The organism is Pelomonas cellulosilytica (assembly GCF_021353265.1).
In the GTDB taxonomy this organism is placed as follows: Bacteria; Pseudomonadota; Gammaproteobacteria; order Burkholderiales; family Burkholderiaceae_C; genus Pelomonas; species Pelomonas cellulosilytica.
The window spans coordinates 63,874-83,024 of sequence record NZ_JAJTWU010000002.1 but is presented as its reverse complement, the minus strand read 5'-3'; the positions used below and the strand labels follow the sequence as shown (position 1 = coordinate 83,024).

Sequence of the window (19,151 nt, the reverse complement as noted above, 5' to 3'; positions counted from 1 at the left end):
TTTGTGCGCGTCACACCCGCTCGACGATCAGCGCGATGCCCTGGCCCACGCCGATGCACATCGTGCACAGCGCGTAGCGACCGCCCGTCGCTTCGAGCTGATGGAGGGCCGTCGTCACGAGCCGCGCGCCGCTGGCGCCGAGCGGATGGCCCAGCGCGATAGCGCCGCCATTCGGGTTCACGCGGGCGTCGTCGTCCGGCAGGCCCAGGTCACGCAGCACGGCCAGGCCCTGCGCGGCGAAAGCCTCGTTCAGCTCGATGACGTCCATCTGCGCCAGCGTCAGCCCCGTCAGCGCCAGCACCTTGCGCATGGCCGGCGCCGGACCCATTCCCATCAACCGCGGCGCCACGCCGGCCGTCGACATGCCCACCACGCGGGCCCGCGGCGTCAAGCCGTGACGCGCGGCGGCCGACTCGCTCGCCAGCAGCAGCGCGCAGGCGCCGTCGTTGACGCCGCTGGCATTGCCAGCCGTCACCGTGCCGTCGGGGGTCACGACGCCCTTGAGCCTGGCCAGCGATTCGAGGCTGGTTTCGCGCGGATGCTCGTCCAGCGCCACACGCAGCAGCTCGCCCTTCTTCTGGAGCACGTCCACCGGCACGATCTCGCGCGCAAAGAAGCCGCGCCGCTGCGCTGCGAGCGCCTTGGCCTGCGAGGCGAGCGCGAAGCGGTCCTGCGCGCCGCGCCCGATGCCGAACTCGCGGGCGACGTTCTCCGCTGTCTCGGGCATCGAATCGACGCCATGGCCGGCCTGCATGCGCGGGTTCACGAAGCGCCAGCCGATCGTCGTGTCGTAGACGGCATTTGCGCGGCTGAACGCGATGTCGGCCTTGGGCATAACGAAGGGGGCGCGGCTCATGCTTTCCACGCCGCCGGCGATCAGCAGCCCTGCCTCGCCCGCACGGATCGCCCGCGCAGACGTGCCGACGGCATCGAGGCCCGAACCGCACAGTCGGTTGACCGTCACGCCCGGCACGTCGACGGGCAAGCCGGCAAGCAGCGCGGCCATGCGCGCGACGTTGCGGTTGTCCTCGCCGGCCTGGTTCGCGCAGCCGTAGATCACGTCGTCAACGGCCGCCCAGTCGACGCCGGCATGGCGGGCCATCAATGCCTGCAGCGGCAGCGCCGCGAGGTCATCGGTGCGAATGGACGACAGCGCACCGCCATAGCGGCCGAAGGGCGTGCGCACGGCGTCGCAGATGAAGGCGTCGGTCATGTCAGCGTGTGTCGCAGGTAGGGGCTGACGCGGTAGCGCTCGCCGCGGTAATAGGCATCGAGCCGGTCCAGCAGCTGCACGACCGGGCCAGCACCCCAGAACGCCAGCCACTCGAACGGACCGGCCGGGTAGTTGACGCCAAGCTTCATTGCCAGGTCGGCGCCCTCTTCGCTGCAGACGCCTTGCTGCACGGCATCGTGCGCCTCGTTGATCAGCATCGCGATGGTCCTCGCGACGATCAGCCCCGGCCGGTCCACCATCTCGCGCGGCACCAGACCCAGCCGCCGCAGCCACTGCGCCGCCTCGCCATCGCCCGCGTAGGCGATGTCGCCGACGGGCGCCAGCGGCAGGTCGAACACCGCGACGCGTGGGCCGAAGTCCGACTCGAACTCCCGCGCGCAGCGGCCATCCGTCTGCCGCAGCTCCCAGCCGCGCCCGCTCAGGCCCACCCAGTCGCTGTCCAGCTCGCGCACGGCCTCGGGGATGTTGGCAGCAAAGCGCTCGGCCAGCGCCCCCCGGCCATGCACGACCACCTGCGCGGTCCGCGGCGGCACGACGTGGCCCGTGGGCAGCGTCGGCGCGCCGTCGGGGTAGCGGTAGAAGCCACGCCCGCTCTTGCGCCCCAAATAGCCCGCATCCACCAGCTCCTGCTGAACGAGGGACGGCGTGAAGCGCCGGTCGTAGAAATTGGCCTCGAAGACCGACTTCGTCACCGCGAGGTTGGTGTCATGGCCGATCAGGTCCATCAGCTCGCAAGGCCCCATGCGGAAGCCCGCCGCCCGCAGGCAGGCGTCGATGACCTCCGGCATGGCCGCATGGTCCTGCAGCAGCGCCAGCGCCTCGGCATAGAACGGCCGCGCGATGCGGTTGACGATGAAGCCTGGCGTCGAGCGCGCATGCACGGCCGTCTTGCCCCAGCGGCTGGCGAGGTCGGTCACGGCGTGCGCCACGTCGGGCGACGTGGCCAGGCCCCACACCACCTCCACGAGCTTCATGACCGGCACCGGGTTGAAGAAGTGCAGTCCTACCAGCCGCTCGGGATGGCGCAGGCCGCGCGCCAGCGCAGTCACCGAAATGGACGAGGTGTTCGTGGCGATGACGGCCTCGGGCGGCAACAGCGCTTCCAGCTCGGCGAACAGCGCACGCTTGGCGTCGGCATCCTCGACGATGGCCTCGATGACGAGGTCGGCCGGCTGCAACGCCGCCACAGGTCTGATGCGCGACAGCGTCGCCGCGGCAACCTCGGTCGTCAGCTTGCCCTTGGCGGCCAGGCCGTGAAGCGACTGCGCCAGTTGCGCATGGGCCGCTTGCGCCGCGCCGGCACGGGCGTCGAACAGCAGCACGTCATGGCCGGCTTGGGCGGCGACCTGGGCAATGCCAGCACCCATCAGGCCGGCACCGACGACGAGGAGGCGGGCGGGATCGAGCGTCATTCGGGAGGCCTCCAGTCGGGTGGGCGTTTGGTGAGGAAGGCCGCGAAGCCTTCGCGCGCCTCGGGCGTGGCGCGCACGCGGGCAATCGTCTGCGCCGTCAGTTCGCGCTCGTCGGCCGTCACGGGGCCGGGCGCGAGCCGCGCGTAGAGCTGCTTGATCTCGGCCTGCGCCTGCGGGCCGCCGGCCAGCAGTTCGGCGAGGACCGCGTCCACCGCGGCATCCAGCCCCTCGGCAGGCACGACGCGCTGCACGAGGCCCAGGCGCAGCGCCTCGTCGGCGCCGATGCGCGCCGCCGTCAGCGCCAGGCGTCGGGCCTCGCGCAGGCCGATGGCGTTGATCAGATGCGGCCCGATGACCGCCGGCAGGATGCCCATGCGCGCCTCGCTGGCCGCGAACGTCGCGGCGTCGCTGGCAACGGCCATGTCGCAGGCGGCCACCAGCCCGGCGCCACCGCCCAGCGCCGCACCCTGCACGCGCGCCACAGTAGGCTTGGGGCAGTCGGCAATGCGCGACAGCATTGCGGCAAAGCGGCGCGCGTCGGCGAGGTTGTCCTCGGCCGACGCTGCCGCGGCGCGCTGCATCCACTGCAGGTCCGCTCCGGCGCTGAAATGCCGGCCCGCGCCCGACAGCATGATGACGCGAACGTCGGCGTTATCGGACAGCCGCGTGAAGGCGTCGTCCAGCTCGGCGATCAGCGTCTCGTCGAAGGCGTTGAACACGGCCGGCCGGTTCATCGTCAACACGGCCACGCCATCGTCGCGGCGCTGCAGTTGAAGAGCGGTCCAGGAGGGCATGGCCGCCATTCTGCATTTTCCCGACCGATCGGTCGATAAACAACCATTCATGTCGCCCGACCGGCCATTCGCCGCGCCACGGCGAAGGTGGTGCGCCCTGGCTTCTAGACTCCGCGCCATGTCGTCGCTGATCGCTCGCCTGCAATGCCGCAACTGGTTCTACCCGGGACCGCTGCGCGTCTTCACGCCGGACGAGATGGCCCGCGCCGGCATGCAGCCGTGGCCGGTGGCGGTGGACAGCTACGTGGCCGTGAACTTGCTGATCCTGGCGCCGCTGATGCTGTGGTCGCCGCCCGGCGAACTGGCCTGGCAGGTGGGCCTTGCCTGGTGGGCGCTGTGGTGTGCGCTGGCCGTCGGCGCGCTGGCCATCGCGCGGTCGCTGTGGCGCCGGCCCACGCGGCGCCGGCTCAACCTGTACTGCTATGGCGTGGCGACGGCGCTGATGCTGGCCGGCATCTGGCTCATCAAAAACGGCTACCGCGAATGGGTGCTGCGCGAGAACGTGACCGCGATCGCTGTGCTGACGGGCGCGCTGAGCGCCTGGTGGATGCTGACCGTCTTCCGCGTGCAGCAGATCGAAGGCCGGCTGCGCGAGCTGGCCGAGCAGGACGCCGCGCTGAAGCTGTCCACGCGCCTGGCCGCCGCGCAGATCCAGCCGCACTTCCTGTTCAACACGCTGGCCTCGCTGCAGCATTGGGTGGACACCGGCGACGCCCGCGCCGCGCCGCTGCTGCGCGACTTCACGGCCTATTTGCGCGCGACGCTGCCGATGTTCGAGCGCGAGCTGCAGCCGCTGGCCGACGAGATCGAAATGGTCCGGCGCTACCTCGCCGTCATGCAGGCGCGGCTCGGTGCGCGGCTGACCTTCGCCATCGACGTGCCACGCGACGTCCAGGCCCCGCTGCCACCGGGCGTCGTGCTGACGCTGGTTGAGAACGCCATCGCCCACGGCATCGAGCCGCAGCTGCGCGGCGGCCGCATCGACGTGGCCGCCCGGCACGAAGGTGCGCACTTGGTGGTCAGCGTGCGCGACGACGGCCCCGGCCTCGCGCCCGGCTGGACGCAGGGCGTGGGCCTGTCCAACACCTGCCGCCGCCTGATGCAGGCCAGCCCCGGCGCCACGCTGGACCTCGCCGATGCCCACCCCGGTTGCCTCGCCACACTCACGCTGCCATGCCCGACCTGACCGCCCTGATCGCCGATGACGAAGAAGCCCCGCGCGAACAGCTGCGCGCCGCGCTGGCCCGGCTGTGGCCCGAGCTGCGCCTCGTGGCCGCCAGCAGCAACGGCGCCGAGGCGTGGGACGACTGCCTGGCGCACGAGCCGGCCATCGCCTTCCTCGACATCCGCATGCCGGGCATGACCGGCCTGGAGGTGGCCCGCCGACTGTCGGCGCTGGCCGCGCCGCCGCTCATCGTTTTCGTCACCGCGTACGACGACCATGCGCTGGCCGCCTTCGACGCCGGAGCGGTGGACTACGTGCTCAAGCCGGTGGACGACGAGCGGCTGGTGCAGACCCTCGCCCGGCTGCGCCAGCGCATCGCGCAGCCCGACACGCAGGCGCTTCAACGGCTGCTGGCGGGCCTGGCCACGCCGAAGCCGGCGCCGCGCCCCATCCAGGCCAGCGTCGGCCGCGAGGTGCACCTGATCCCGCCCGAGGAGATCGTCTACTTCGAGGCCGACCAGCGCTACACCCGCGTCGTCCACCAGGGCGGGGATGCGCTCATCCGCACGCCGCTGCGCGAGCTGCTGACCCAGCTGGACCCGGATCAGTTCTGGCAGATCCACCGCAGCGTGCTCGTCAACAGTCGCTGCATCACACGCGCCATCCGCGTCGACGAGGGCACGATGGTCGTCACGCTGCGCGGGCGCGACGAACGGCTGCCGGTGTCGCGGCAGTTCCAGGGGCTGTTCAAAGGTCAGTGACGCCGACACGAAGCTGGGGCAAAGTCCGGGCCGCACGAGGAACCCATGACAACGACCATGCCACCACTGCCCAGCCCCCGCTTCGACCACTTCTACCGTTACGACGAGCTCAGCAACCTGCTGTTCGCCTACGCCGAGGCCCGCCCCAACCTCGTGTCGGTGCGCTCTATCGGCAAGAGCTACGAGGGTCGCGACATCTGGGTCGTCGTCGTGACGAACCTGGCCAGCGGCATGGACATCGACAAGCCGGCCGTGTGGATTGACGGCAACATCCACGCCGCCGAGCTGACGGCCTCCACGACCTGCCTGTACTACCTGCACCAGCTGATGACGCTGCATGGCGGCAGCACGCCGGAAGCGGCGCAGGTCAACCGCCTGCTGGACTCGCGCACGTTGTACATCGTGCCGCGGCTGAACCCCGACGGCGCGGAGCTGGCGCTGGCCGAGCGGCCCCGCCACATCCGCAGCTCGACGCGGCCCTACCCCTACACCGAGGAACCGGTGGACGGCCTGACGATGGAGGACGTGGACGGTGACGGCCGCATCCTGACGATGCGCGTGCCCGACCCGCACGGCAGCTACAAGAAGCACGCCGGCGACCCGCGGCTCATGGTGCCGCGCGATCCCGGCGAGTTCGGCGGCGAGTACTACCGCCTCATTCCCGAAGGCTTCATCAAGAACCACGATGGCCTGACCGTCAAGCTCAACGCCGACCGCGAGGGGCTCGACCTGAACCGCAACTTCCCGGCAGAGTGGCGGGCGGAGTTCCAGCAGCTCGGCGCCGGCCCCTACCCGACCAGCGAGCCGGAGGTGCGCGCGATGGTGGACTTCATCACCAGCCATCCGAACATCGGCGCCGCGATCAGCTTCCACACCTATAGCGGCGTCATCCTGCGGCCCTGCGGCAGCCGGCCGGACAAGGAGATGGCGCCCGAGGACCTGTGGCTGTTCCAGCAGTTCTCGGCCCTCGGCGAGAAGCACACCGGCTACCCGGCCATCAGCATCTACGAGGACTTCCGCTACACGCCCAAGGACATCATCAGCGGCACGCAGGACTGGGTCTACGAGCACCTCGGCGCGCTGTTCTGGGTCGTCGAGCTGTGGTCGCCCAAGCGCGAGGCCGGCGTGGACGACAGCGGCAACTGGATCGACTGGTACCGCGAGCACCCGGTGGCGGACGATCTCAAGCTGTTGAAGTGGAGCGACGAGCACTGCGATGGCCAGGCGTATGTCGACTGGACACCATTCCAGCATCCGCAGCTGGGCGCGGTCGAGATCGGCGGTTGGGACAAGATGAACTTCTGGCGCAACCCGCCGCCGCAGCTGCGCGAGCGCGAGGCCGCGCGCTTCCCGGCATGGGTGACGCAGGTCGCCATGAGCCTGCCTCAGCTGGAGCTCATCCGCACCGAGGTGCGCGCCCTCGGTCCCGACATGTGGCGCGTGCGGCTGGCCGTGGCCAACAGCGGCTACCTGCCAGCCTACGTGACGCAGCGCGCGCTGGAGCGCAAGACGGTGCGCGGCGTCATGTTCGAGATTCACATGCCCAGCGGCGACCCGACGATCAGCCTCGTCAGCGGCAAGGAGCGGATGGAAGGCCCGCAGCTGGAAGGCCACCGACCGCAGCAGAGCCAGCTCGCCTTCCTGCCCAGCAAGCAGCCCACCGGCGACCGCGCCGTGGCCGAGTGGGTCGTGCGCGCGCCGGTGGGCACGCGCTTGGCGCTGTCGGCCAGCGCCGAGCGCGCCGGCGTCGTGCGCACGGAGGTCGTGCTGGACTGACGCACGCCACCCCACAGCAACAGTTCTTCACCGGCCGCCAGAAGGCGGAAATCCCGGTGGTGCCGGGTTGGGTTCTAATCGCGAGTCCGCGTTCTTGGGATTCGGCCCGGCGGTTTGGTTTTTTCGGAGAGTTCTCGATGCGATTCACCCCCTGGGCCACCCGACTGGCCTTGACGCTGAGCTTGTCGGCCACGGCCCTGCTGACCGCCTGCGGCGGCAGCGGCAGCAGCAGCAGCGCGCAGGTGCGCCTGATCAACGCCACGCGCTCCTACCCCCAGCTGGATCTGACGGCCAACGACAAGACGGTCGGCTCCAAGGTCGGCTACGCCGCGGCGAGCGATTACTCGAGCGTGGACACCAACGCGCCCACGATCCGCGTGCAGACCAGCGACACGGGCACCAGCATCTCGGCGCTGTCGCCCAACCTCACCGGCGGCAATAACTACACCATCATCACGTTCGGCTTCGCCGGTGCGATCAGCTCGCGCCTGCTGGAAGAGAACGTCGATGCCGCGGACGCCAACAAGGCCAAGCTGCTGATCTACAACCTCGCGCCCGATGCCGGCGCGCTGGACGCCTACCTGACGACGGCCGCCGACTGCTCGCTGGCCACCGAAACCCCGCTGACGTCCAACCTCAGCGGTGGCACCAACAGCGGCTACATCGTCGTCAATTCCGGCACGTTCCGTATCTGCGTGACGGGTTACGGCCGGCGCACTGACCTGCGGCTGAACATCCCGGCCGTCACGCTGGACTCGACCAGCGTGAACACGCTGATCCTGACCGCCTCCGACGGCGGCGTGCTGGTCAACGGCGTCACCTTCGTGCAGAAGGGCGCCGTCAAGAACTTCCCGAACTCGCAGGCCCGCGTGCGTACCGTCGCGGCGCTGGCCAATGGCGGCACGGTGACCTCGTCGATCAACAACCAGTCGATGTTCTCCGGCGCCATCAGCCCGCTGATCAGCGACTACGTGACGACGTCGTCGGGTGCCAGCACGCTGACCGTCCAGGTCAATGGCGTCGACAAGACCTTCCCCGCGCCTACGCTGACCGCCGGCCACGACTACACGATGCTGGTCTGGGGCGACCCGGCCTCGCCCAAGCTGGCGCCGCTGGATGACGACAACCGCCTGCCCACCGGCGCCGCCGGCACGGCGGACGTGAAGATCCGCGTCGTCAACGCGCTGTCCACGTCGGGTGTCGGCCTGAACGTCGGCTTCGGCGCCATCGCGTCCAACGTCGCAGCGGGCACGGCGGCCCCGTCCAACACGACCGGTTCGTCGGCCAGCACGCAGGTGGACATGACCATCCCGACCCAGGCGCTGTCCATCTACACGAACTCCACACTGGCCCTGCCGACCGGCAGCGTCTGGACGTTCTTCGCGGTGCCCAACACCGCGACCACCGCGACGACCAACTCGCCGGTGCCGGGCATGACCGCCCTGCCCAAGCGCGAACGCCCGTAAGCCACGGCGCCTCGCACCTGGAAGCCCCCGCGCCCAACGGCCGGGGGCTTTTGCTTTGTGCGGCCGACAATGCCGCCATGCCCGTGCCGACCCGCGTCCACCTGCAGCGGCTGCGCCAGCTCTGGCGCAGCGCCGGCTGGCCCTGCCAGGATCTCGTGGAGATCGAACTGCTGGCCGCCGGCTGGGTGGAGCGGCTGGCCGAGCCGGGCGGCCGCGAGCGCCTGCGCGTGACGGACGCCGGCGTCGCGCTGATCGCCGACTCGCTGACCCGCAACCGTGCCGCCCGCGACGCCCACGAGACGCTCGTCGAGCGCGTGGCCACCGAGATGCAGCGCGCCGGCCGCATCGCATGGCGCGGCCTCACACTGCGCGCTGGCCTGCCGGGCGACGACGGCGGCACGCAATGGGTGCAGGCGATGCCGGACGTCTATTCGCTGCGGCACAGCACGGTCGAGGACTACCTGGAACCCGCCATCCACGAGATCAAGGTCAGCCGCGCCGACCTGCTGGGCGAGCTGCGCCGGCCGGCCAAGTCGGCCGCCTACCGCGCACTGTGCGGCCAGTGCTGGTTCGTCATCCGTGCCGGCATCGCCGAGCCGCAGGAGATCCCGCTGGAGTACGGCGTGCTGCTCGGCCACGCCAGCCACCTGGAGCTGGCGCGGCCGGCTCCGCGGCGAGCATGCAAGCCGGACTTCGCCACCTGGATGGCGCTGGCCCGAGCCACGCCCCTGGTGCCGCTGGACGACGACCCACAATCACCCCTTTGACCCGCTGGCGCGCCGCGCGCCCCAGCGGCCGGAGGACCTCATGAACGGCCATCAGCAACCCGCCCGCTGCCCGCGCTGCGGCAACGGCTTCGAGTGCGGCGCCAGCGCCGGCCACTGCGCCTGCTTCGGCCTGCAGCTGACGCCGGCGCTGCGCGCCGAACTGGCCACACGCTATGCCGGCCACTGCCTGTGCCTGCGCTGCCTTCACGAGCTGGGCGCCAGGCCAGCGCGGCCGCCGGTGGCCGATGCCGACAAGGCATGATGCCGGCCTCATGTCCGCCCTCGACCGTCTCGCGCCGCCGCTGTTCATCTTCATCTGGGCCACCGGCTACATCGTGGCCAAGCTGGCCGCGCCGTACGCCGACCCGCTGACCTTCCTGTGCTGGCGCTATGCCGGCGTCGTCGCACTGATGCTCGGCCTCGCGCTGGCGGCGCGCGCGCGCTGGCCGTCACCTCGGCAGATGGCCCATCTGGCCGTGGCCGGTCTGGGCATCCAGGCCCTCTACCTGGGCGGCGTCTGGGTGTCCATCCGCCAGGGCCTGCCGGCCGGCACGGCGGCGCTCATCGTCAACCTGCAACCGGTACTGGTGGCGGCGATGGCGCCGCTGATCGGCGAGCGGGTGTCACGGCGGCAATGGGCCGGCGTGGCGCTGGGCCTGGCCGGCGTGGTGCTCGTCATCTGGCACAAGCTGACGCTGGGCGCCAGCTTCGGCCCACCGCTGGGCCTGTGCGCGATGGCGCTGCTGGCCATCACCGGCGGCACGCTGTACCAGAAGCGCTTCGTTCCGCAGTTCGACCTGCGCACCGGCCAGGTTGTGCAGTTCGCCGCGGCGCTCGCGGCCACGCTGCCGCTGGCGGCACTGCTGGAGCCGATGCGCATCGAATGGAACCCGTCGGTCGCCATCGCCATGGCCTGGAGCGTGCTGGTGCTGACCGCCGGCGGCATCAGCCTGATGTTCTACATGCTGCGCCATGGCCGCGTCACGGCCGTGTCCAGCACGATGTACCTGGTGCCCTCCGTCACCGCGCTGATGGCCTGGTTGCTGTTTGGCGAGACGCTGGGCACACAGGCGATCGCCGGCATGGCGGTGACGCTGCTGGGCGTCTACCTCGTCGTCGGCAAGACCGCGCCGCGATGACCCACCCGCATCACCGCTTCTGGCCGGCCGGTGTGCCGCACACCATCGAGCCGCCGGCCACGCCGCTGTCCGCCAATCTCGAGGCCAGCGCAGGCCGCTTCGCGAAGCGGCCCGCGCTCGTCTTCCTGGGCCACACGCTGACCTATGCCGAGCTGCAGGCGCAGGTGGCCCGCCTGGCCGCCTGGCTGTCGCAACGCGGCATGCGCCGCGGCGACCGCGTGCTAGTGGGCCTGCAGAACTGCCCGCAGCTCGTCGTCGCTCAGTACGCCATCTTCAGAGCGGGCGCCGTCGTCGTGCCGGTCAACCCGATGCTGCGGGCCGCCGAGCTGCGCCATGTCGCGCAGGACAGCGGAGCGGCGCTGGCCATCACCAGCAGCGACCTCGCCGCCGGCTGGCTGGCGGCCGGCGTGCCGGCCGAGAACCTGCTTGTCACGCGCCCGGCCGACGCCCTGCCGCACGCGCCGCCGAGCGACCCGGACCTGCCCGCCGCATGGGCCGACTGGCTGCGTGACGACAGCCCACTGCCCGCCGGCGCCACCCGATGGTCCACGGCGCTGTGCTGCACCGGCGGCGCCCCCGCCGCGTCGACAGGCGTCGACGACCTGGCGCTGCTGGCCTACACCAGCGGCACCACCGGCCACCCCAAGGGCTGCATGCATCGCCACCGCAGCCTGCAGCACAACGTGCACGCCGGCGTCGCGTGGGGCCAGCTGCGGCCCGACGACGTGGTGCTCGCCGCCATCCCGATGTTCCACATCAGCGGCATGGTCAGCGTCATGCACACCGCGTTGCAGGCCGGCGCCGCCCTCGTGCTTATGCCGCGCTGGCAGCGCGAGGTCGCCGCGGGCCTGATCGCGCGACACCGCGTCACGCGCTGGACCAACGTGCCGACGATGGTCATCGACCTGCTCGCCAGCCCCGATGCGGACCGCTTCGACCTCGGCTGCCTGCGCTACATCGGCGGCGGCGGCGCGGCCATGCCGCGCGCCGTGGCCGAGCGCCTGCAGGCCCGCTGGGGCCTGCGCTACCTGGAGGGCTACGGCATGACCGAGACGGCCGCACCGAGCCACGCCAACCCGCCGCACGCGTCCAAGCCGCAATGCCTGGGCATCCCATACGTCGGCTGCGACGCGCGCGTCATCGACGCGGACACGCGACAGCCGCTGCCCGCCGGCCAGCCGGGCGAGATCGTCGTCCACGGCCCCATGGTGTTCGACGGCTACTGGCGCCAGCCCGAAGCCACGGCGGAGGCCTTCATCGACCTGGACGGCCAGCGCTTCCTGCGCACCGGCGACATCGGCTGGGTCGACGCCGACGGCTACTTCTTCATGACCGACCGCCTCAAACGCATGATCAATGCCAGCGGCTACAAGGTCTGGCCGGCCGAGGTGGAGACGCTGATGCACGCCCACCCCGGCATCGCCGAAGCCTGCGTCGTGGCCGCAGCCGACGTCTACCGCGGCGAGACGGTGAAGGCCGTCGTCGTCAGGCGCGCGGGCCACGAGACGCTCACGGCTGCCGAGCTGCGCGACTGGTGCCGCGGCCAGATGGCGGCCTACAAGGTGCCGGCTCTCATCGAGTTCGCCGACCGGCTGCCCAAGAGCGGCGCGGGCAAGGTGCTGTGGCGGGAGTTGCAGCACGTCTAGCCGCGGGGACGGCGCAACGCCCGATTCGAGGGGTGAGGCGCGGTGTTCTTCACGCGGACCACTCCGCAGTTTTCACCGCCCGGGCGAAAGGCCGCTGACCACAATGGGCCAGCAGCATAGGGAGACGCAGATGGCGGTAGCGACAGCATTCAAGCCGAGGTTCTGGCTCCAGGCCGTGGACGGGACCTGGTACCCGGCGCCATGGTGGGCCAACAACTTCCCGCTGTTCGACGCATTCGCCGACCCGTCGAGCGCCCATGCCGAGCAGGACGCCCGCGCCTTCGAGCTGCGGCAGATCGTCGCCCGCGGCGGCCTCGTGCGCACGACCGAGCCCGACGCCGACCATCCCGTGACCGAGCCGGTGCGCGCGGTATACGCCCGCGCGGGCATCGCCCATCTGCTGCCGCGTTGAGCAGGCCGCGGCAAAAGGCGCCGTCGAGCGGCATGCGCGCGGTGCGCAAGCGCCCCCCTCTAAGATGACTGGCACCGCCACATCGTCGAGCCGCCCATGGACCTGACCGCGCATGCTCCCGCCACCGCCGCCGCCTGCGCGGCCCAGGAGGCGGCCCTCGTCCTGGACCGCCTGACCGCGCCCGACGCACTGTCCATCGGCCTGGCCATCATCGCGCTGGCCGAGCAGGCCGTACCCGGCCGGCCCATCGCGCTGCAGCTGGAGACCGACGAGCACCCGCTGTTCGTCTATTTCATGGACGGCACGAACGCGGGCAATGCCGACTGGATCGCGATGAAAAAGAACGTCGTGCGCAGCTTCGGCCGCAGCTCCTTCCGCGTACGGCTGGAGCACCTGGAACGCGATGTGGATTTCAATACCGAGACCGGGCTGGACCCCCAGCGATTTCGCGCCGAAGGCGGCGCCGTGCCGCTGGTGGTGCGCGGCCAGGGCCGCGTGGGCACGTTGATCGTGTCGGGCCTGCACGGCTGGGAAGACCATGCGCTGGCGGTGCTCGGGCTGCAGCAGTGGCTGCAAGTCCGCGCGGCCTGAGCCATGCCCCGCCGCGCGGCTGCCCTCCGAGTGGACATCAAGACATCACCTGCGCACGTCGCCCGATGCGCCCGCGCCTGAAAGGCTGAGACGCCATGACCATCGCCATCGACCATCTGCTGATCCCCGCCCGTGACCGCCGCGCCGCTGCGCAACGGCTGGCCGCCATCCTCGGCGTGCCCTGGTCGGCCCAGGCGGCGCTGGGGCCGTTCAGCGCGGTCTACGTGTCCGACACGCTGACGATCGACTTCGACGAGGTCGCGCCCGACGCGCCGGTGCCACTGCAGCACTACGCGTTCCGCATGGACGACGCCGCGTTCGATGCGCTGATGGCGCGACTGCAGGCGCTGGGCATCGCCTGGCGCAGCTCGCCCATCGGGCCGGACGACCACCGCATCAACACGTCGATGGGCGGCCGCATCGTCTACTGGCGCGAGCCCGACGGCCACGCGTGGGAAGCGTTGACGGTGAGCTACGCCCGCCAACCGTAGGCACGGGCGGTCAGTCCTCGTCCGCCTCGGGGAGGTGGATGAGACCTGTGTGGTAGTCGTACTCGAACACCTCGCCATAACGCGCCCATTCGATGGCCACGCGCAACACGCGCTCGGCGTCGCCCGCCTCCATGCTGTCCTGCAGCAGCTTCAAGAAGGGCTCTTCCTTCAGCTCGCCGTCGACCTCCTGCTCCAGGCTGTGGCGGATGAACGCCGCCAGTGGCACATGCTCCAGCAGCTGCTGGCCGAAAACTTGGCGGCGGAAATCGTGGCTGCCGTCCACGTACTTGTGGCCCAGCGGCGTCATCAAGAGGTCGCCACCGCTGAGCTGGGCGAGGCCCAGCCGGTTCAGCGCATCGGCCAACGGCAGCACTTCCTCGTCGGTTAGCTCGCTTTCCTCGACCAGCTGCGGCAGGTCGGCACGGCCCTTGAACTGCTCGTCGGCCAGCAGCTCCAGCAGGCTTTCCATGCGGCCCACGTCGGCCTCGGGCAGGCGGTCGGACAGATGGGGCTTGGCCGGCTCCTCGGCCATGCCGGCGGCGGGCGTGGCGCTGGTCATCAGCCGGTAGACCTCGTCGATGAGCAGCCGCACTTCGGGGCTGTCGGCGCGGCGCGGGCGTGGCAGCGTGATCGGCAGCTCGGCCCGCACGCGGCCCGGATTGCTCGCGAAGATCAGCACGCGGTCGGCCATCATGACGGCCTCCTCGATGTTGTGCGAGACGACCAGCATCGCCTGCGTCGGCATCTGGCCGCCGTCCCACAGCTCCAGGATCTCGTTGCGCAGCCGCTCGCCGGTCAGCACGTCCAGCGCCGAGAACGCCTCGTCCATCAGCAGCACGGCCGGCTGCATGACCAGCGCGCGCGCCAGGCCCACGCGCTGGCGCATGCCGCCCGACAACTCGCGCGGCAGCGCGCCCTCGAAGCCCGACAGGCCGATCAGCTCGATAGCCGCCGCCGCCCGCGCGGCGCGCTCGGCCTCGCCGACGCCGGCGGCCTCCAGGCCCAGCTCGACGTTCTGCTGCACAGTCAGCCACGGGAACAGCGCGAAGCTCTGGAACACCATCGAGATGCCCTGCGCCGGACCGAACAGCGGCTGGCCGCGGTAGTGCACGTCGCCCGCGTCGGCCGGGATCAGCCCCGCCATGATGCGCAGCAGCGTGCTCTTGCCCGAGCCCGACTGGCCCAGCAACGCGACGATCTCGCCCTGCGCGAGCGTGAAGTCCACGTCCTCCAGCACGCTGCGCAGGCTGCCATCGGCGGACTTGAAGCCCTTGGCGACACCCTTCAAATCGATCAAGGCAGTCACGCGGCCTCCTTCAGAAATGCATGCGGTCTTCGGCGATGCGGTACAGCCGCCGCCACAACCAGTGGTTCAGCGCCATGACGAACACGCACATGACTCCGATGCCCAGCGCGATGCGCGGGAAGTCGCCCGCCGTCGTCATCTGCTGGATGTAACTACCCAGGCCCGCGGCCTGCAGCTGCGTGTCGCCCCAGGTCACGTATTCGGCCACGATGCTGGCGTTCCACGAGCCGCCGCTGGCCGTGATGGCGCCAGTCACGAAGCTCGGGAAGATGGCCGGCAGCAGGTAGCGCTTCCAGGCCAGCCAGCCCTTCAGGCCCAGGTTCTGGGCGGCCAGGCGCAGCTCGCTCGGGATGGTGGACGCGCCGGCCACGACGTTGAACAGCAGATACCACTGCGTGCCCAGGATGATGAGCGGCGACAGCCAGATGTCGGGGTTGAGCCGGAACTTGACGATGGCCAGCACCGCCACCGGGAACACGAGGTTGGACGGGAAGGCCGCCAGGAACTGCGCCACGGCCTGCACGCGGCCGGCGATGCGCGGGTTCAGGCCGATCCACACGCCGATGGGCACCCAGATCAGCGAAGCCACGGCGATCAGCACCAGCACACGGGCCAGCGTGTAGAGGCCCAGCTGGAAGACATGCGCCGCCTCGCCCCAGCCGACCTCGGTGTGGATGAAGCGCACCAGCCGCCAGATGGCGAACAGCACCAGCGCGGCGATCAGCGCGTCCCACACGCGGCCCCACAGCGGGTTGGGCGGCTGAGGCTTGGCCCGGATGGAGCGTCCGTCGTAGCGCTTCCTGAAGGTGGCGAAACTGGCCGTGATCCAGCGGCCCGGCCATTCGCCGAGCTTGCTGAGCAGCTCGGTGCGGCGCAGCCAGGTCAGCAGCCAGGACTGCGGCGCATACTCGCTGCCCCCCTCCTCGAAGCGGAAGCGGTCCGCCCAGGCCAGCAGCGGGCGGAAGAACAGCTGGTCGTACAGCACGATGCCGATCAGCATGCCGAGGATGGCCCAGCCGATGGCGGCCATGTCGCGCGCCTGGATGGCCACGGCGATGTAGGAGCCCACGCCCGGCAGCTTGATGTCCTGACCGGCCACGGAGATGGCCTCGGACGCCACGACGAAGAACCAGCCACCGGACATGCTCATCATCATGTTCCACAGCAGCCCGGGCATCGCGAACGGCAGCTCCAGCCGCCAGAAGCGCTGCCAGCCCGACAGCTGGAAGATGCGCGCAGCCTCCTGCAGCTCGGTCGGCACCGTGCGCAGCGACTGGTAGAGGCTGAAGGCCATGTTCCAGGCCTGGCTCGTGAAGATGGCGAACAGCGCCGCCAGCTCCACGCCGAACAGGTTGCCCGGGAACAGCGCGATGAACGGCGCCACCGCGATCGCCTGGAAGCCCAGGATGGGGATGGACTGCAGGATGTCCAGCAGCGGTACCAGCACCTTCTCGGCCGCGCGCACCTTGGCCGCCAGCACCGCGAACACGCAGGCGAACACGACCGACGCCGCCAGCGCGATGAACATGCGCAGCGTCGTGCGCAGCAGGTAGTAGGGCAGGTGCGCCGGATCGAGGCTCAGCGGCAGAGGCTCGCCGAGGTGGAAGGGCTTGGCCATCTGCCCGGCCGCCACGGCCAGCAAGATGAGCACCGCCAGCACGAGCGGCAGCAGCGCCCAGTCCCAGCGGTTGAAGCTGGCCTCGACGGCGGGGCGGGGAAAGAAGCGACGGTCAGCCATGGGCCCGGCAGCTTAAAGGGCCGGCACGTCCGGGCCATGACGGGCCTGTCGGCTGCCTTGCGCGCAGCCGCCGCCCGGCCACGCCGGGCCGCCGCCGCCGTGGTGGGTCAGCGTGTCAGCGTGAACTCGGCGTGCAGCGTAGCCGTCGAGTCGCCGCCCACCCACACGTCGAAGCCGCTGGGCTCCACACCGAAGGCGCGCGTGACCGGGCTCCAGAACTTCAGCTCGTCACGACCCAGCGTAAAGCTGACCTGCTGCTGCGCGCCTGGCGCAAGGCTCACACGCTGAAAGCCCTTGAGCTCGCGCTGTGGCCGCGCCGCGCTGCCGGCACGCTGGTGAACGTAGAGCTGCACGACCTCGTCGCCCGCCACCGCGCCGGTGTTGCGCACGGTGACGGTCACGCGCACCGGGTCGCCGGCCTTGGCCGTCGTGCGGTCGAGCTTCAGGTCCGCGTAGGCGAAGCTCGTGTAGCTCAGGCCATGGCCGAACGGATACAGCGGCGTGGACGTCGCGCTGGTGGCGTAGCGCGACGTGAAGTGAGGGCCGGTGTCATTGTCGTGCGTGAGGTTGTGGTTGTAGAAGGCCGGCACATGGCCGGTGCTGCGCGGCCACGTCACCGGGAGCTTGCCACCCGGGTTGACGGCGCCGCTGAGCACGTCAGCGACCGCATGACCACCCTCGGTGCCCGGAAACCAGGCCTGCACGATGGCCGGCACGCGCGTAGCGGCCCAGCTGATGTCCAGCGGCCGACCGCTCAGCAGCACCAGCACGACCGGCTTGCCGGTGGCGACGACCGCCTCCAGCAGCGCCTGCTGGTTGCCCTGCAGAGCCAGCGACGCGGTGGACGCGGCCTCGCCGCTCATGTTGGCCCGCTCGCCCAGCACCAGCACGACGGTGTCCGCCTGCTGGGCCACCGACACGGCACGCGCCTGCTCGGCCTGCATCTCGGCGTCGGTCATGCGCTTGGGTGCGGGCTTGCCTTCAGCTGCGTCCCACGGCAGTGGGTACAGGCGCTGCATGTCGCCACCGGCGGCGTGGGTCACCTCCGCCTGCGGCCAGCGCGCGCGGATGCCTTCGAGCACCGACACCGCCTTGGCACTGCCTTCCACGGTCCACGAGCCCTTGATGTCCTCGGCGGCATCGGCCAGCGGCCCGATGACGGCGATGCGCTTGACGCCCGCGGCCAGCGGCAGTGCCTTGGCTTCGTTGCGCAGCAGCACGATGGAGCGCTGCGCGGCCTCGCGCGTGGCGGCGCGGGCGGCGCGGTCGTTCCACACCGCGTCGCGCTGCGCAGCGTCGCCGCCATAGGGCTGCTCGAACAGGCCCATGCGGAACTTCACGCCCAGCACCTCGCGCACCGCGTCGTCCACGACGCGCATCGGCACCTTGCCCTGCTTCACGAGGGCCGGCAGCGCCTTCATGTAGGTGTTGCTGGCCATGTCCATGTTGACGCCGGCCGTCAGCCCACGCGCGGCGGCGTCGGACGTGTCGGCCGCATAGCCATGCTTGATGAGGGACTCGACGGCGAACGCGTCGCTGATGACGAATCCCTTGAAGCCCATCTGCTGGCGCAGCACGTCGCGCAACAGCCAGCGGTTGCCCGAGGCCGGCACGTCGTTCAGCGTCATGTAGGCCGACATGACCGTGCCCGCGCCGGCCGACACCGCCGCCTGGAACGGCGGGAAGTAGAGGTTCTGCATCAGCACCTCGGGCACATAGGACGAGTCGTAGTCCCGCCCGCCGTCGGCCGCGCCGTAGCCGGCGAAGTGCTTGACGCTGGTCAGCACGCGGTCCGCCCCGCCGGGCTGCACGCCCTGGAAGCCGCGCACCTGCGCGCGGGCCATCGCCGCACCCAGCACCGGGTCTTCGCCCGCGCCTTCGACGATGCGGCCCCAGCGGGCGTCGCGCGCGATGTCCACCATCGGCGCGAAGGTCCAGTTGATGCCCGCCACGCGGGACTCGCGCGCGGCGATGGCCTGTGCCTTCTCCACGAGCGCCGGGTCCCAGCTCGCGGCCATCGCCAGCGGCACGGGGAAGACGTTCTTGTAGCCGTGGATCACGTCGAAGCCGAACAGCAGCGGGATGCCCAGCCGGCTTTCCTTGACGGCGACGCGCTGCATGCGCGCGATGTCGTCGCTGTTGACCGTCCACAGCACCGAGCCGGCCTTGCCGGCGCGGATCAACTCGTCGGTGGTTTCCTTGTTGGGGCCGGGGATGCCGTTGCCGAGCTGCGTCAGCTGGCCGACCTTCTCCTCCAGCGTCATCTTCGCGAGCAGCGCATCGACCTTGCGGGCGACCTCGTCGCGGGCCTGGGCGGCAACCGGCGCGGCGCTGCCGGCCAGCGTGGCACCGATCAGCGCGGCGCTGGCGGCCAGCACGGTGCGGCGGCGAGGGAAGGGAACGAACGAATCGGCCATGGAGTCTCCAATGTGGTGGGGTGGTCTGATGCCGCC

Annotated in this window: 17 protein-coding genes; 11 read left to right on the top strand and 6 right to left on the bottom strand. The window is 70.7% G+C overall.

Annotated elements, in window-relative coordinates:
• Positions 1-10: 10 nt before the first annotated feature.
• The 3 genes from pcaF to LXT13_RS04360 are packed head-to-tail and all read right to left on the bottom strand — an operon-like array spanning position 11 to position 3,440.
• Positions 11-1,213: a 3-oxoadipyl-CoA thiolase gene (gene pcaF / locus LXT13_RS04370; protein WP_233370397.1), complete on the bottom strand. Its 1,203-nt coding sequence runs from the start codon at positions 1,211-1,213 to the stop codon at positions 11-13.
• Complete coding sequence (locus LXT13_RS04365) at positions 1,210-2,646, bottom strand: 3-hydroxyacyl-CoA dehydrogenase (RefSeq protein ID WP_233370396.1); 1,437 nt, start codon at positions 2,644-2,646, stop codon at positions 1,210-1,212. Before LXT13_RS04365 ends, pcaF begins: the two co-directional genes overlap by 4 nt.
• Positions 2,643-3,440 (bottom strand): enoyl-CoA hydratase-related protein, encoded by a 798-nt coding sequence (locus LXT13_RS04360; protein ID WP_233370395.1) that lies wholly within the window; start codon positions 3,438-3,440, stop codon positions 2,643-2,645. The genes LXT13_RS04365 and LXT13_RS04360 overlap by 4 nt, the downstream gene beginning before the upstream one ends.
• Before the next feature lie 118 nt (positions 3,441-3,558).
• On the opposite strand from LXT13_RS04360, the gene LXT13_RS04355 reads away from it, so the two are divergent.
• The 11 genes from LXT13_RS04355 to LXT13_RS04305 all read left to right on the top strand — a co-directional run bounded on the left by LXT13_RS04355 (position 3,559) and on the right by LXT13_RS04305 (position 13,654).
• Positions 3,559-4,626 (top strand): sensor histidine kinase, encoded by a 1,068-nt coding sequence (locus LXT13_RS04355; RefSeq protein ID WP_233370394.1) that lies wholly within the window; start codon positions 3,559-3,561, stop codon positions 4,624-4,626.
• Positions 4,614-5,366 carry a LytR/AlgR family response regulator transcription factor gene (locus LXT13_RS04350; protein ID WP_233370393.1) on the top strand — a complete coding sequence of 251 codons (753 nt, stop codon included), beginning with the start codon at positions 4,614-4,616 and terminating at the stop codon, positions 5,364-5,366. The genes LXT13_RS04355 and LXT13_RS04350 overlap by 13 nt, the downstream gene beginning before the upstream one ends.
• A gap of 45 nt (positions 5,367-5,411) precedes the next feature.
• Positions 5,412-7,142 (top strand): M14 family metallopeptidase, encoded by a 1,731-nt coding sequence (locus LXT13_RS04345; protein ID WP_233370392.1) that lies wholly within the window; start codon positions 5,412-5,414, stop codon positions 7,140-7,142.
• Between the two features lie 137 nt (positions 7,143-7,279).
• Positions 7,280-8,608, top strand: coding sequence for a DUF4397 domain-containing protein (locus LXT13_RS04340; RefSeq protein WP_233370391.1), 1,329 nt, complete (start codon positions 7,280-7,282; stop codon positions 8,606-8,608).
• A 77-nt stretch (positions 8,609-8,685) separates the two neighbouring features.
• Positions 8,686-9,375: a hypothetical protein gene (locus LXT13_RS04335; RefSeq protein ID WP_233370390.1), complete on the top strand. Its 690-nt coding sequence runs from the start codon at positions 8,686-8,688 to the stop codon at positions 9,373-9,375.
• Positions 9,376-9,415: 40 nt separating this feature from the next.
• Positions 9,416-9,637 (top strand): cysteine-rich CWC family protein, encoded by a 222-nt coding sequence (locus LXT13_RS04330; RefSeq protein WP_233370389.1) that lies wholly within the window; start codon positions 9,416-9,418, stop codon positions 9,635-9,637.
• A gap of 10 nt (positions 9,638-9,647) precedes the next feature.
• A complete protein-coding gene (locus LXT13_RS04325; protein WP_233370388.1) occupies positions 9,648-10,514 on the top strand; it encodes a DMT family transporter in 867 nt (288 codons plus the stop codon).
• Positions 10,511-12,160 carry a long-chain-fatty-acid--CoA ligase gene (locus tag LXT13_RS04320; protein ID WP_233370387.1) on the top strand — a complete coding sequence of 550 codons (1,650 nt, stop codon included), beginning with the start codon at positions 10,511-10,513 and terminating at the stop codon, positions 12,158-12,160. Before LXT13_RS04325 ends, LXT13_RS04320 begins: the two co-directional genes overlap by 4 nt.
• A 130-nt stretch (positions 12,161-12,290) precedes the next feature.
• On the top strand, positions 12,291-12,572 hold the full coding sequence (locus LXT13_RS04315) for a hypothetical protein (protein ID WP_233370386.1): 282 nt from the start codon (positions 12,291-12,293) through the stop codon (positions 12,570-12,572).
• 96 nt (positions 12,573-12,668) lie between these two features.
• Positions 12,669-13,163: a heme-binding protein gene (locus tag LXT13_RS04310; RefSeq protein ID WP_233370385.1), complete on the top strand. Its 495-nt coding sequence runs from the start codon at positions 12,669-12,671 to the stop codon at positions 13,161-13,163.
• Positions 13,164-13,258: 95 nt separating this feature from the next.
• Positions 13,259-13,654 (top strand): VOC family protein, encoded by a 396-nt coding sequence (locus tag LXT13_RS04305; protein WP_233370384.1) that lies wholly within the window; start codon positions 13,259-13,261, stop codon positions 13,652-13,654.
• A gap of 10 nt (positions 13,655-13,664) precedes the next feature.
• Here LXT13_RS04305 and LXT13_RS04300 read toward each other — a convergent pair whose 3' ends face one another.
• The 3 genes from LXT13_RS04300 to bglX all read right to left on the bottom strand — a co-directional run bounded on the left by LXT13_RS04300 (position 13,665) and on the right by bglX (position 19,115).
• Complete coding sequence (locus LXT13_RS04300) at positions 13,665-14,960, bottom strand: ABC transporter ATP-binding protein (protein ID WP_233370383.1); 1,296 nt, start codon at positions 14,958-14,960, stop codon at positions 13,665-13,667.
• Positions 14,961-14,970: 10 nt separating this feature from the next.
• Positions 14,971-16,698, bottom strand: coding sequence for an ABC transporter permease (locus LXT13_RS04295; RefSeq protein WP_233370382.1), 1,728 nt, complete (start codon positions 16,696-16,698; stop codon positions 14,971-14,973).
• Positions 16,699-16,805: 107 nt separating this feature from the next.
• Complete coding sequence (bglX, locus tag LXT13_RS04290) at positions 16,806-19,115, bottom strand: beta-glucosidase BglX (RefSeq protein ID WP_233370381.1); 2,310 nt, start codon at positions 19,113-19,115, stop codon at positions 16,806-16,808.
• Positions 19,116-19,151 lie beyond the last annotated feature (36 nt).

Bases quoted from the DNA above. Each gene is read 5' to 3' on its own strand.
- pcaF (WP_233370397.1), bottom strand. From the start codon at position 1,213: ATGACCGACGCCTTCATCTGCGACGCCGTGCGCACGCCCTTCGGCCGC.
- LXT13_RS04365 (WP_233370396.1), bottom strand. From the start codon at position 2,646: ATGACGCTCGATCCCGCCCGCCTCCTCGTCGTCGGTGCCGGCCTGATG.
- LXT13_RS04360 (WP_233370395.1), bottom strand. From the start codon at position 3,440: ATGCCCTCCTGGACCGCTCTTCAACTGCAGCGCCGCGACGATGGCGTG.
- LXT13_RS04355 (WP_233370394.1), top strand. From the start codon at position 3,559: ATGTCGTCGCTGATCGCTCGCCTGCAATGCCGCAACTGGTTCTACCCG.
- LXT13_RS04350 (WP_233370393.1), top strand. From the start codon at position 4,614: ATGCCCGACCTGACCGCCCTGATCGCCGATGACGAAGAAGCCCCGCGC.
- LXT13_RS04345 (WP_233370392.1), top strand. From the start codon at position 5,412: ATGACAACGACCATGCCACCACTGCCCAGCCCCCGCTTCGACCACTTC.
- LXT13_RS04340 (WP_233370391.1), top strand. From the start codon at position 7,280: ATGCGATTCACCCCCTGGGCCACCCGACTGGCCTTGACGCTGAGCTTG.
- LXT13_RS04335 (WP_233370390.1), top strand. From the start codon at position 8,686: ATGCCCGTGCCGACCCGCGTCCACCTGCAGCGGCTGCGCCAGCTCTGG.
- LXT13_RS04330 (WP_233370389.1), top strand. From the start codon at position 9,416: ATGAACGGCCATCAGCAACCCGCCCGCTGCCCGCGCTGCGGCAACGGC.
- LXT13_RS04325 (WP_233370388.1), top strand. From the start codon at position 9,648: ATGTCCGCCCTCGACCGTCTCGCGCCGCCGCTGTTCATCTTCATCTGG.
- LXT13_RS04320 (WP_233370387.1), top strand. From the start codon at position 10,511: ATGACCCACCCGCATCACCGCTTCTGGCCGGCCGGTGTGCCGCACACC.
- LXT13_RS04315 (WP_233370386.1), top strand. From the start codon at position 12,291: ATGGCGGTAGCGACAGCATTCAAGCCGAGGTTCTGGCTCCAGGCCGTG.
- LXT13_RS04310 (WP_233370385.1), top strand. From the start codon at position 12,669: ATGGACCTGACCGCGCATGCTCCCGCCACCGCCGCCGCCTGCGCGGCC.
- LXT13_RS04305 (WP_233370384.1), top strand. From the start codon at position 13,259: ATGACCATCGCCATCGACCATCTGCTGATCCCCGCCCGTGACCGCCGC.
- LXT13_RS04295 (WP_233370382.1), bottom strand. From the start codon at position 16,698: ATGGCTGACCGTCGCTTCTTTCCCCGCCCCGCCGTCGAGGCCAGCTTC.
- bglX (WP_233370381.1), bottom strand. From the start codon at position 19,115: ATGGCCGATTCGTTCGTTCCCTTCCCTCGCCGCCGCACCGTGCTGGCC.